The sequence below is a fragment of the Enterobacter sp. C6 genome (assembly GCF_008122455.1).
Taxonomy (GTDB): Bacteria; Pseudomonadota; Gammaproteobacteria; order Enterobacterales; family Enterobacteriaceae; genus Enterobacter; species Enterobacter pseudoroggenkampii.
Genome location: NZ_QPFW01000145.1, coordinates 1 through 11,728, shown reverse-complemented (window position 1 = coordinate 11,728; position 11,728 = coordinate 1). Strand labels below are relative to the sequence as shown.

The following is an 11,728-nucleotide window of genomic DNA, read 5'->3' as shown; positions in this document are numbered from 1 at the left end:
TTTTGGCCCGGTTGCGACGCTGATGCCGTATCGCAACGCCCGCCACGCGATGCAGCTTGCCCGCGCGGGCGGCGGCAGCCTGGCGGGCACGCTGGTCACCGCTGACCAGGACACTGCCCGCCAGTTTATTCTCGGCGCGGCGCGCGCCCACGGGCGTATTCAGATCCTCAACGAGGAAGCCTCGAAAGAGTCCACCGGCCACGGCTCCCCGCTGCCTCAGCTGGTGCACGGCGGCCCGGGCCGCGCGGGCGGTGGCGAAGAGCTGGGCGGTCTGCGCGCGGTGAAGCACTACCTGCAGCGCACCGCGATTCAGGGCAGTCCGACCATGCTGGCCGCCATCGGCAAACAGTGGGTGCGTGGCGCAACGGTGCAGGAAGATCGCGTGCATCCGTTCCGCAAATACTTTGAGGAACTGCAGCCGGGCGACAGCCTGCTGACGCCGCGTCGCACCCTGACGGAAGCGGACATCGTGAACTTTGCCTGCCTGAGCGGCGACCACTTCTACGCCCATATGGACAAGATCGGCGCGGCAGAGTCGATCTTTGGCGAGCGCGTGGTGCACGGCTACTTCCTGATTTCCGCCGCGGCGGGACTGTTCGTTGATGCGGGCGTCGGGCCGGTGATTGCCAACTACGGCATGGAAAACCTGCGCTTTATCGAGCCGGTTAAACCGGGCGATACCATTCAGGTGCGTCTGACCTGCAAACGTAAAACGCTGAAGAAACAGCGTACCGCGGAGGAAAAACCGACGGGCGTGGTGGAGTGGGCGGTTGAGATCTTCAACCAGCACCAGCAGGCCGTGGCGCTCTACTCCATTCTGACACTGGTGGCGCGCCAGCAGGGTGATTTCAGCTAAGTTCCCTGCTCCTCATCCTCTCCACAATGGCTGAGCGCTCTCAAGTAATGTGCAAGCAGAAGCAATAACGCTGCTTTTAGAATGGCTGAGGGCCTTCAGCGATGCCCTGGTCCGGCTGTAAATCGCTGAGGCGTTTGCCTTCCGGCCGGGGCGAGGCGCAGGGATGCGCCGAGAGGGCGGGCTTTACAGGGATGTTACCTCCGCCCGTACCCGATAAGCCGGAAGGAATAAGCCGAAGGTACCGCGCAGCGGCGATTTACCGCCGGGAGCCCGGGTCGCCAGGGTGGTGGCGACTGAGCCACCCTGGCACGTTCACAGGCCATGTCGTTACAGAGTAGCAAGGAACATAAAGTGAACGGAATGACCACCAGTGCCGTATGTTCCCCCTCACCCCAGCCCTCTCCCTCAAGGGAGAGGGGGCCGTCTGTGCTGACATCATTTGTGGGGTTCCCTCAGCCTCAATGGGGAGGGGAAATGGCCCGGCATGTGATTTACCCCCGCTCTTTTTTTAACCTGGCAAGGCTGACAAATAATCTGGCAGATGCAGACAAACGCTTTTCTCAGGCGCCTGTCAGGATAAGGCTGTCACAACACAATAAACACAACAAGATGAGGTCTACGATGGGAAGCAATTCTTCTTTTTCTGCCCGTAGAACGGCGCTGGCTATGGCCGTTGCGCTGTGTTGCGCCTGGCAATCCCCTGTTTTCGCCCACGGCAGTGAGGCGCATATGGTCCCGATGGACAAAACGCTGCAGGACTTTGGCGCCGACGTTCAGTGGGATGATTACGCACAGATGTTCACCATTGCAAAAGACGGCGCCTTTGTGAAGGTCAAACCGGGCGCTAAAACCGCCATCGTCAACGGTAAAACCCTCAAGCTCGAGGTGCCGGTGGTAATGAAAGGCAAGAAAGCCTTTATTTCCGATACCTTTATCAACGATGTTTTCCAGTCAGGCCTCGATCAGACCTTCCAGGTTGAGAAACGCCCTCACCCGTTAAACGCGCTGACGGCGGACGAAATTAAGCAAGCCGTTGAGATTGTGAAAGCCTCGGCGGATTTTAAACCGAATACCCGCTTTACCCAGATTGCCCTTGCTGAGCCAGAGAAAGCCAAAGTGTGGGACTTTGTGCTTAACGGCACGGCGGTGGATGCCCCGCGTCAGGCGAAGATCGTGATGCTCGACGGAAAGCACGTTATCGAAAGCGTGGTGGATTTGAAGGATAAAAAAATCCTGCGCTGGGAGCCGGTGAAAGACGCGCACGGCATGGTGCTGCTGGATGATTTCACCGCGGTTCAGCAAATCATCAACGACAGCACGGAGTTTGCCGAGGTGCTTAAAAAACACGGCATCACCGACCCGAAAAAAGTGATTACCACGCCGCTGACCGTCGGCTATTTCGACGGTAAAGACGGCCTTAAGCAGGAAGATCGCCTGCTGAAGGTGGTGAGCTATCTGGACGTTGGCGACGGCAACTACTGGGCGCACCCGATTGAAAACCTGGTGGCCGTGGTCGATCTTGAGCAGAAGAAAATCCAGAAGATTGAGGAAGGCGCCGTTGTTCCGGTTCCGATGACGCCGCGCCCCTACGATGGCCGCGACCGTATAGAGACGCCTAAAAAACCGCTCGACATCATTGAACCGGAAGGCAAGAACTACACCATCACCGGCGATATGGTGCACTGGCAGAACTGGGACTTCCACCTGAGCCTGGACTCCCGCGTCGGCCCGATGATTTCAACCGTCACCTATAACGACAACGGCAAAAAACGCCAGATTATGTATCAGGGGTCGCTCGGCGGCATGATCGTCCCTTACGGCGATCCGGACGTTGGCTGGTACTTTAAAGCCTATCTCGACTCCGGCGACTACGGTATGGGTACCCTGACCTCACCGCTGGTGCGCGGCAAAGACGTGCCGTCCAACGCCGTGATGCTCAATGAAACCATCCCGGATTACACCGGCGCGCCGATGGAAATCCCGCGCGCGATCGCCATTTTCGAACGCTACGCGGGGCCGGAATACAAGCACCAGGAGATGGGCCAGCCGAACGTCAGCACCGAGCGCCGCGAACTGGTGGTGCGCTGGGTGAGTACCGTGGGCAATTACGATTACATCTTCGACTGGGTGTTCCATGAAAATGGCACCATCGGCATTGACGCCGGCGCGACGGGTATCGAAGCGGTGAAAGGCGTACAGGCGAAAACCATGCACGACGCCACAGCCAAAGACGACACAAAATACGGCACGCTGATCGACCATAACATCGTGGGTACTACGCACCAGCACATCTACAACTTCCGTCTCGATATGGACGTGGACGGCATCAACAACAAGCTGGTGGCCATGGATCCGGAAGTGAAGCCGAATACCGCCGGTGGCCCGCGCACCAGCACCATGCAGATCAATCAGTACGATATTGATACCGAGCAGCAGGCGGCGCAGAAGTTCGACCCGGGCACGATTCGCCTGCTGAGCAACACCCGTAAAGAGAACCGCATGGGCAACCCGGTCTCGTACCAGATTATCCCTTACGCGGGCGGTACACACCCGGTGGCGACCGGCGCGAAATTTGCCCCGGACGAGTGGATCTACCATCGCCTGAGCTTTATGGACAAACAGCTGTGGGTGACCCGTTACCACCCGGATGAACTTTACCCGGAAGGAAAATTCCCGAACCGCTCCGTGCACGACACCGGGCTGGGTCAGTACAGCAAAGATAACGAGTCGCTCAACGATCAGGATGACGTGGTCTGGATGACCACCGGCACCACCCACGTGGCCCGCGCGGAGGAGTGGCCGATCATGCCGACGGAATGGGTGCATACCCTGCTTAAACCGTGGAACTTCTTCGACGAGACACCAACGCTCGGAAAGAAAAAAGACGATAAATAACCATCCGCCGGGCAAATGCCCGGTTTTTTTTGCCCTGGCGTTTGAGGATCGCCCTGGCTTGCTTATAGTTACTGATATCTCACCTGCATGATTTATCCCCCGGACGGGAAAGGGCTTTATGGAAAAAAGAAAAAAACCGACACTTGAACGGGCAACCTGGCCGACACGCCATGCCATGGTCATGCACGGGCTGGCGATGAACCTGCCGTGGCTGGCCTTCGTCAATATCAGCTTCGCGCTGATGATCCTGCTGCGACACGTTCTGCTTAACGCCAGCGATCCCCTTTATCCCCACTCGCCGCAGCTGACGAGAATGGTCGATGCCTCCATGCTCGGCATTATCATCCTCTCAGCAGCGCTGATCCTGATGGCCTGGCGGCGTATCGCCGGTATTAGCGTGGTGTTGTTTATCTGTAGCGCCATCTGGTCGGTCTCCTGCTTCTGGTTTATCACCCAGCTGCTGCTGCCTCACGTCTGGCCGCTGTGCGTCATTTTATTACTCGCCGGCTTAACGGCGCTCTATTTTTACCCCGAGGGGCTGCTCGCCTTTGTGCTCCCGCTCTGGATCACCCTGCCGATAGCAAGCTGGATACTGAATGATGGTCTCAACCTTCATTTCGTCGTCATCTGGAGCGTGTTTTCGCTGATCCTGATTTGCGGACGTTTTATCCTGTTGAGCTGGTTTGACGAGGCCTGGCGCCGTAACCAGCAGAATCAGCTGCTGATTTCGCGACTGGATGCGCTGGCACATCAGGATCCTTTAACAAAAACCGCCAATCGCCGGAAAATGGAGGTGGTGCTGGAGAACGCGGTTGAGCAGAAGAAAACCTTCTCGGTGATTATGCTGGATATCGACTATTTCAAGCTCTACAACGACACGTACGGGCACCAGGCAGGCGACGACTGTCTGACCCGCGTGGCGCGGGTGCTGAAGCAGTCGGTGCGCACACCTGACGATGTGGTGTCGCGCTACGGCGGCGAGGAGTTCGTGGTCATCCTCTTCAATTGCCCGGAAAACATCGCGGAAAAGGTGGCCTTACGCATTCAGGACGGCCTGCGCGCGGAAGCCATACCACACAGCGCGTCAACCGTTAGCGACCATGTCACCGTGAGCATGGGGATTGCGAGCATGGTGGAAGGGTTAGCGGGCACCGAGATCATCGCCCGCGCCGATGCGGCGCTGTATCGGGCGAAGGAGGCCGGGCGGGATCGAGTATGCCGGTGAGAACGGCGGCTATTCCGCATGACGCTCGGCGATCCATTTGCGGTATTGACCGGGCGACATCCCCGTCACCCCCGTGAATGCACGCCTGAATGCCGTGTCGTCAGCGTAACCGCAAGCGCCGGCAATCTGCGCTATTACGTACCCCGGTTGCTCCAGGAGACGCATTGCCTTTTCAATGCGCATGCGCGTCAAAAAGTTTTTAGGGCTTTCATTCATCTCCTCCGCCATTTTTCGGTGAAGGGTACGAGTGGTCATATTCAGCGCCCGGGCAAGCTGTTCTACGGTAATCGCCGGATTTTCATACCGGACGATATGTTCCGCTTTCATTATCATCGGATGGACTGAATTTAAAAAACCAGCTGGCGCGTAAACCTGCTGAGACAACGGCTGGCTGTCAGCCACGGCCATATCGGCCGTCAGACGCGCCAGCTTCAGCCCCGCGTGCAGACGGATGATATGCAGCGCCAGGTCAACCCACGAGAGCGGGCCACCGGATGTGATAACCCGTGCATCCTGCACCAGCGCTTTACCCCAGACAGGTTTGCTCAGCGGATAACGCTGGCGGAAAGTATGGTAAAGCCACCAGGTCGTCGTGCATGCCCGGCCATTGAGGATCCCTGCCTCGGCGAGAACCAACCCACCGGCACAGGCTCCCGCAAGCATCGCGCCTTTATCATACTGGCCGCGCAGCCATGCGCCAGCCTCGAGGACGGCCGCTGACGAGACCGGGCGTTTCTGCTCGTCAAGCTTCATCCCGCAGGCAGTCACGAGATCGAAGGTTCCTCCGGTAACAAAGCTCGCTTCGGCCTCGATCGGCCGCCCCTGCGCGTCCGGGACCGGCTTTCCTTCCGCCGTGATGATGACCGCCTCAAAAGGCGAAATGCCCTCGCCGTCCGGCTGCTGGGCAATCACCTCGTTAGCCAGCCAGAACATGTCGCAGAGCCCAGCCACGGCGGATTTCATGCTTCCGGGTAACGCTAAAATGGCAATTCTCATGATTCAGGCCTGAGTAAAATGTCTGATTTCGTATGTTAACAGTCATTTCAGACACTACAAGCCTCTTTGTCCCTCTCGTTACACTGTGCTTCAACGTCTCTCAGGAAATTACGTCACGCTTATGAAACCGACACGCTTGCCCGTTCTTCTTTCTTTGCTTTGCATGGCTGCATCGCAGTCTGTGCAGGCGCGGATTAATAACATCATCCTCGTGCATGGTGCCTTTACCGATGGTTCCGTCTGGCAGGAAGTGATAGGCCGTTTGCAGACCCGGGGCTACCACGTCACGGCAGTGCAAAACCCTCTGACTTCGCTTGAAGAGGACGTCGCCGCCACAGAGCGTGTCATCAACCGTCAGCAAGGGGACGTAGTGCTTGTTGGCCACTCCTGGGCCGGCGCGGTCATCGCTCAGGCAGGCAATAACCCGAAGGTGAAAAAACTGGTTTTTCTCTCCGCCCTTGCCCCCGACAGCGGTGAATCGGTTACCTCTCTTCTTACCCGCCTCAACGCCCCGATGGCCGACATGCGCCCGGATAAAAAAGGGTTAATCTGGCTGGACGATCCTGCTGCCTATCAGCGCACGATGGCCAACGATCTGCCCCTCAAACGCGTAAAACTGCTGACCGCAATGCAGCAGCCTATCGCGGCAAGCGCCTTCAGCGAGAAGGTAGAACATGCAGCATGGCGTGAAAAACCCTCATGGTATCTGATAACCGAAGAGGATCGCGCCCTCTCTCCCGGTATCCAGCAGCAGCTCGCCGGCACCATGAACGCCACCGTCATGCGTATTAAGAGCAGCCATATGTCGATGATTTCCCACCCGGACGCCGTGAGTCAGTTTATCGAACAAGCAACTCAAACCGACGCAAAGGAAACAGAGAAATGAATATCCTGCATATAGATTCAAGCATTAACGGCGAGTTCTCACTTTCACGTCAGCTGACGGCAGAGGTGGTTCGCCAGATCGCGTCAGAGAAGGTGGTCTATCGCGACGTCGTTAAAACCCCCATCGCCCATCTCACCGGCACCGTTGCTGCTGGGTTCCGGCCGCTGCGGATAGCCACCGATGCGACGGCTGAAGATGTCCGCGAACACGCGCTGTCCGGGGAACTTGTGAACGAATTTCTCAATAGCGACCTCATCGTGATAGGTGCGCCTATGTATAACTTCTCCGTCTCAACTCAGCTTAAAGCCTGGTTAGAACGACTCGCCCAGCCGGGAAAAACCTTTAGCTATACCCCGACGGGCCCGGTGGGGCATGCGACCGGCAAGAGGGTTATTGTCGTTTCAACCCGCGGCGGGATATATCACGGTACGCCAATCGAAGACATGGATTTTCAGGAGCGATACCTGCAGAAATTTTTTGGTTTTCTGGGTATCGACAGAGTGGAATTTGTCCGTGCTGAAGGGGCTACGCGCAGTGAAGAAGTCAGGACTAAAGGCGTTGCGCAGGCGTTTGACGCTATTCCATCGGTCATTGCCGCAGCATTGAAATAGCCGCCGGGTTAAAGCCTGCCGGGTAACCGCAGCGTTACCCGGCAATGTTTTTAATACCGCACGCACACCGACTTGGTTTCACACCAGCCGTCCAGCCAGTCCGGACCAAAGTCACGCCCGGTACCGGACTGTTTCATGCCGCCGAACGGCAGGTTGGCGTCGATCAGCGTATGGCTGTTTACCCAGACGGTGCCCGCCTGCAGCCGGTCGGTATACTCCAGCGCCTTGCTGATATTTTGCGTCCAGACGCTGGCCGTCAGGCCATAGTCGCTGTCGTTTGCCAGCTGAAGCGCCTCTTCACCGTCGGCGACGCGCACCACGTTGACCACCGGGCCAAACACCTCTTCGCGGGTCAGGCGCAGCGAGGCATCCGGGTTCACCACCAGCGTAGGCGCAACGTAATAGCCTTTGCCTTCCGGCCCCCGGTTACCGACGATCAGCTCCGCATTGCGCGACTTCGCCTCATCAAGGAAGGTCTGCACCTTGTCACAGTGGGCGCGCGACACCAGCGGGTTGATAAACGCCTCCGGCGACATGCCCGGCCCGACGCTCAGGGATTTCACCGCCTGCTCAAACCCGCTGACCAGCGTGTCAAACAGCGGCGCTTCAATATAGATGCGCGAGCTCGCCGCGCACACCTGCCCCTGGTTCAGGAAGCTGCCGGTCATCAGGCCTTCGATCACCCACGCCGGGTCGGCGTCTTTCAGTACAATAGCCGGGTTTTTCCCGCCCAGCTCCAGGGTCACGCCGGTTAGCGTGTCCGCCGCCGCACGGGCAATTTGCTTACCCGTCGCCGTTGAGCCGGTGAAGCTCACCTTTGCAATATGCGGATGCGAGGTCAGCGCTGCGCCACACACCGCGCCGCTCCCGGTCACCACGTTGAACACCCCGTCCGGGATGCCCGCTTCGCTGGCCAGTTCCGCTACGCGCAGCATGGTCAGCGGCGTGGTTTCTGACGGCTTGATGACAATAGAGCAGCCCGCGGCCAGCGCAGGCATCACTTTCCACATCCCGATCATCAGCGGGAAGTTCCAGGGCACAATTCCGGCCACCACGCCAACCGGCTCTTTACGCGTCCACGCCTGATAGCGGGCGCCCTGCGGCAGCGGGATGGAAAGGTCGAGGGTCTTACCCGTAATTTTGGTGGTCAGCCCGGCGGTATAGCGCATCCAGTTCAGGGTGCAGCTGACTTCAAACATGCGGGAAATGTTAATAGATTTCCCCTGCTCCAGCGTTTCAAGCTGGGCCAGCTCTTCGCTGTGCTGTTCCACCAGATCGGCGAAATGGAGCAGGATCCGCTCGCGCTCCGCAGGGAGTTTTCCGGCCCAGCTGCGGGCGACAAACGCGCGCCAGCCGGACATGACGGCACGGTCAACGTCGTCGACGCTGGCATCGGCAGTCGAGGCAATGACTTCGCCCGTGGCCGGGTTGTAGACGTTCAGCCGCTTTTCACTGTCCGACGCGGCCTGACGCCCTTCAATCCACAGGCCATGCTGTCGGTCTAAAAATTGTTGTACGGCAGGCTGAATGGCCACCTGTGATTCAGACATAGGATACTCCTTCGTTATTCTTCGCAGGGTGTCCATCCAGTCTAAGTGGGGTTTTGCATTCTCGCTTTTGTCTCTGTGACATTCGCTTTGCCACCTGTGACAGGCTCCGCAAATCGCGATAATTGCCGCTTATATCGCTGTTACCGGTGAGTGTTCTTTCCTATAGTCAGCCTCATAGCTCTGACAAAATGCAACACAAATGTAACAATGCGAAAACGTTGACGGTGCAGTGAGAGAAACGATGGCGTGTGCAAGCGAGCAGGAACAGTATCAGCAGTGGCTGGCGCAAATTAACCAGGTTTGCGGGCGTTTTAACGCGCAGCCCACCGAGGGAAAATTCTACGGCGAGCTGGAGACCAGCTATGCGCGCAGCCTGAAGCTCAGTACCGTGACCGCAGGCGGCGTTAATCTGTTCCGCTCCCGTCAGGAGATCACGCAGAGTAACGATGCCTGGTTCTATACCGTGTTCCAGCTAGAAGGCAGCGCGGAAATTGAACAGGATGACCGTCGCGCGCTACTCAGGACCGGTGATATCACGCTGATTGACGCGTCGCGTCCCTGCTCGATCAACTGGCGGGAAAAGTCCCGCCAGATTTCGCTGCTGGTTCCCCGTCAGATAATTGAGCAGCAGTGTCGTTTCCAGGAGATAAGCTGCGCGACCGCCCTTTCGCGCACCTTGCCCACGGTACAACTGAGCCATCGCCTGCTGATGGAGAGCATGAGCAATCCCGACCTGAGTGACCGCGAAAGTGAAGCGGCGCTCGAGGCGATGATCTGTCTGCTTCGTCCCGCTTTCCAGCAGCGTGAAATCATTCAGCCGCGCAAGGAGCGCCAGTTCCAGCATGTGGTGGCGCTGATTGACGACCATATTCAGTCTGAATCGCTGCGCCCGGAATGGATTGCCGCCGAGAGCGGTATGTCCGTGCGCAGCCTCTACCGCATGTTTGCCGAGAAAGGGCTGGTGGTGGCGCAGTACATCAAAAACCGTCGTCTGGATCTCTGCGCGCAGGTACTGCGCGCTGCCGGTGATGATGAAAAGCTGGCGGGCATTGGCTACAGCTGGGGGTTCACCGACCATAGCCATTTTTCAACGGCGTTTAAGCAGCGTTTTGGCGTCTCGCCGGGTGAATACCGCAGGCGCTACCGCTAGCTACTTTTTGAGCCATTTTCCGTTAATGCCCTTCACGTATTCGCCCGGCTGCGCGCGGGCAACCAGTTTCTGCCCTGCCATTTTGGCCACTTCATCGACCGGCAAATTATTGCTGTCAGCCAGCTTCTGGTAGTTTTCCGTGCGCGCCGCGTTGATGCGATTAACCAGCGCCAGCGTTTCCGCGTCCTGTTGAACCGGGGCAAGATAACCGCTGAGGGTTTCCCCCACGCGCCCCTGGGCCCGGGCATCGTTTAAGGTCAGCGCAGCTGCCTGCACGTTCATCCCCAGCGCCAGCAAAATCAGAGCTACTCGTTTCATGGTGTCCTCAGAACAGATCGCTGCGCGACTTCAGCAGGGTTTCAACGTCTTTATCGACCTTGATGTGGATCTCATGTTCGATTTTGACATTCATATTGATGGTAATCGGCTCCTTTGGCGCAGCGACTTCAATTCGCGGCGTACAGCCGGTCAGTAGCGCGGCAACGGCAACGGTGAGCACACCAGCCATCTTTTTCATTGTTGTTCCTCACTTTCCTTGCCAGTCGAACTGCGGGGAGCAGGTATCGCCGCATGTTGCTCAAACCAGGTTTGCAGGTTGTCCCCAAAACGCAGGCTGCGCCAGAGGGTAAAGACATTCTCGTCGTGGGTATAGTTCAGGTTGACGGAGCTGCTTTTGCCATCGACCCGGCTGGTCCCCTTGATGGTCGCCTGCATGGTTAATTCACCCAGGTTATCTAAATTGATTCTCGTCCACGAACGCGAAATTTCCATATAGCGGAGCCAGTTAATCGCGGCACCCGCAACCATATTATCTTTCACGATGGCGTCGGCCGTATCTTTGTCGATGCGCAGCGTCATAGGCCCCGGGTTGGTCAGCCAGCCATCTTTAATGATCCATTTTTCGTTGTCCAGCCAGAACGGCAGCGCCCCGCTCACCGGCCCTGACATAGCAAACTGCTTCGGATTGACGGCGCTAATCAGCTCGCTCGAAGAGATATTGTCCACCCGCAGCAGGGCCGGATCGTGCTGCGGCATCCGCAGCTGCTGCATGGTGATCTTCCCGCCGAGGGTTTCCACCTTCACGTTGGTGAGCAGCAGCGGACTGTCCTCCGTCCAGGGATAATCGCCCTGTAAATCCGCGGTAATGTTGCGCGCGGTCACCAGGTTTTCCACTTCGCCGATGCGCAACGTGACCGGACCGCGCGTGCCGAGGGACCAGGTTCCCTCGCTGAAGCGGAACGGCAGCACAAAGTCGACGCCGTTAATCTGGTTATCCGGCATCCAGGCGCTACCGGATTTCAGCACGCCGTGCCCGCCCGCTTCAAAGCCCTGATCGGCCGCCGCCGAGAAGGCGACCTGCGCATAAAGCTCCCCGTCGCGCAGCGTCATTTTCCAGTCCGGCGGGATCAAAGGCTGGAATACGGTGAGGGACTGTTTCGGCCACCAGGCCTGCCCGCGAAGGCGCACGCCATCCCAACGACCGTTCACCTGTACCGGACCGATTTTGTCCGCATGGAGGTCGCCCTTAAACTGAAAAAATGTCGGGTCGGTGCCGTCGA

At 58.0% G+C, this 11,728-nt stretch carries 11 protein-coding genes; 6 read left to right on the top strand and 5 right to left on the bottom strand.

What is annotated here, in order from left to right:
* The 3 genes from DOU50_RS03185 to DOU50_RS03175 form a co-directional block, all read left to right on the top strand.
* Positions 1-856: MaoC/PaaZ C-terminal domain-containing protein (locus DOU50_RS03185; RefSeq protein WP_265589611.1), on the top strand; the 856-nt coding region annotated here is incomplete at its 5' end.
* A 621-nt stretch (positions 857-1,477) separates the two neighbouring features.
* Entirely contained in the window at positions 1,478-3,751 is a 2,274-nt protein-coding gene (gene tynA, locus DOU50_RS03180; protein ID WP_148768793.1) for a primary-amine oxidase, read from the top strand.
* Between the two features lie 118 nt (positions 3,752-3,869).
* Positions 3,870-4,976 carry a GGDEF domain-containing protein gene (locus DOU50_RS03175; protein WP_148768792.1) on the top strand — a complete coding sequence of 369 codons (1,107 nt, stop codon included), beginning with the start codon at positions 3,870-3,872 and terminating at the stop codon, positions 4,974-4,976.
* 9 nt (positions 4,977-4,985) lie between these two features.
* Here the strand turns inward: DOU50_RS03175 and DOU50_RS03170 are convergent, their stop codons facing one another.
* Positions 4,986-5,972 (bottom strand): GlxA family transcriptional regulator, encoded by a 987-nt coding sequence (locus DOU50_RS03170; protein WP_148768791.1) that lies wholly within the window; start codon positions 5,970-5,972, stop codon positions 4,986-4,988.
* A 121-nt stretch (positions 5,973-6,093) separates the two neighbouring features.
* On the opposite strand from DOU50_RS03170, the gene DOU50_RS03165 reads away from it, so the two are divergent.
* Entirely contained in the window at positions 6,094-6,858 is a 765-nt protein-coding gene (locus DOU50_RS03165) for an alpha/beta fold hydrolase (RefSeq protein ID WP_148768790.1), read from the top strand.
* On the top strand, positions 6,855-7,469 hold the full coding sequence (locus tag DOU50_RS03160; RefSeq protein ID WP_148768789.1) for an FMN-dependent NADH-azoreductase: 615 nt from the start codon (positions 6,855-6,857) through the stop codon (positions 7,467-7,469). The genes DOU50_RS03165 and DOU50_RS03160 overlap by 4 nt, the downstream gene beginning before the upstream one ends.
* Before the next feature lie 50 nt (positions 7,470-7,519).
* Here DOU50_RS03160 and DOU50_RS03155 read toward each other — a convergent pair whose 3' ends face one another.
* A complete protein-coding gene (locus tag DOU50_RS03155; RefSeq protein WP_024909486.1) occupies positions 7,520-9,019 on the bottom strand; it encodes an aldehyde dehydrogenase family protein in 1,500 nt (499 codons plus the stop codon).
* 241 nt (positions 9,020-9,260) lie between these two features.
* Between DOU50_RS03155 and feaR the strand changes: the two genes are divergently transcribed.
* Positions 9,261-10,169, top strand: a complete 909-nt coding sequence (gene feaR / locus DOU50_RS03150) for a transcriptional regulator FeaR (protein ID WP_048989522.1) — start codon at positions 9,261-9,263, stop codon at positions 10,167-10,169.
* Here the strand turns inward: feaR and DOU50_RS03145 are convergent, their stop codons facing one another.
* The 3 genes from DOU50_RS03145 to DOU50_RS03135 all read right to left on the bottom strand — a co-directional run.
* A complete protein-coding gene (locus DOU50_RS03145) occupies positions 10,170-10,487 on the bottom strand; it encodes a YdbL family protein (protein ID WP_024909488.1) in 318 nt (105 codons plus the stop codon).
* 7 nt (positions 10,488-10,494) lie between these two features.
* Complete coding sequence (locus DOU50_RS03140; protein ID WP_014169918.1) at positions 10,495-10,686, bottom strand: YnbE family lipoprotein; 192 nt, start codon at positions 10,684-10,686, stop codon at positions 10,495-10,497.
* Positions 10,683-11,728: intermembrane phospholipid transport protein YdbH family protein (locus DOU50_RS03135; protein ID WP_194266119.1), on the bottom strand; the 1,046-nt coding region annotated here is incomplete at its 5' end. The genes DOU50_RS03135 and DOU50_RS03140, both read right to left, overlap by 4 nt.

Coding starts and splice junctions, on each gene's coding strand:
- tynA (WP_148768793.1), top strand. CDS start 1,478: ATGGGAAGCAATTCTTCTTTTTCTGCCCGTAGAACGGCGCTGGCTATG.
- DOU50_RS03175 (WP_148768792.1), top strand. CDS start 3,870: ATGGAAAAAAGAAAAAAACCGACACTTGAACGGGCAACCTGGCCGACA.
- DOU50_RS03170 (WP_148768791.1), bottom strand. CDS start 5,972: ATGAGAATTGCCATTTTAGCGTTACCCGGAAGCATGAAATCCGCCGTG.
- DOU50_RS03165 (WP_148768790.1), top strand. CDS start 6,094: ATGAAACCGACACGCTTGCCCGTTCTTCTTTCTTTGCTTTGCATGGCT.
- DOU50_RS03160 (WP_148768789.1), top strand. CDS start 6,855: ATGAATATCCTGCATATAGATTCAAGCATTAACGGCGAGTTCTCACTT.
- DOU50_RS03155 (WP_024909486.1), bottom strand. CDS start 9,019: ATGTCTGAATCACAGGTGGCCATTCAGCCTGCCGTACAACAATTTTTA.
- feaR (WP_048989522.1), top strand. CDS start 9,261: ATGGCGTGTGCAAGCGAGCAGGAACAGTATCAGCAGTGGCTGGCGCAA.
- DOU50_RS03145 (WP_024909488.1), bottom strand. CDS start 10,487: ATGAAACGAGTAGCTCTGATTTTGCTGGCGCTGGGGATGAACGTGCAG.
- DOU50_RS03140 (WP_014169918.1), bottom strand. CDS start 10,686: ATGAAAAAGATGGCTGGTGTGCTCACCGTTGCCGTTGCCGCGCTACTG.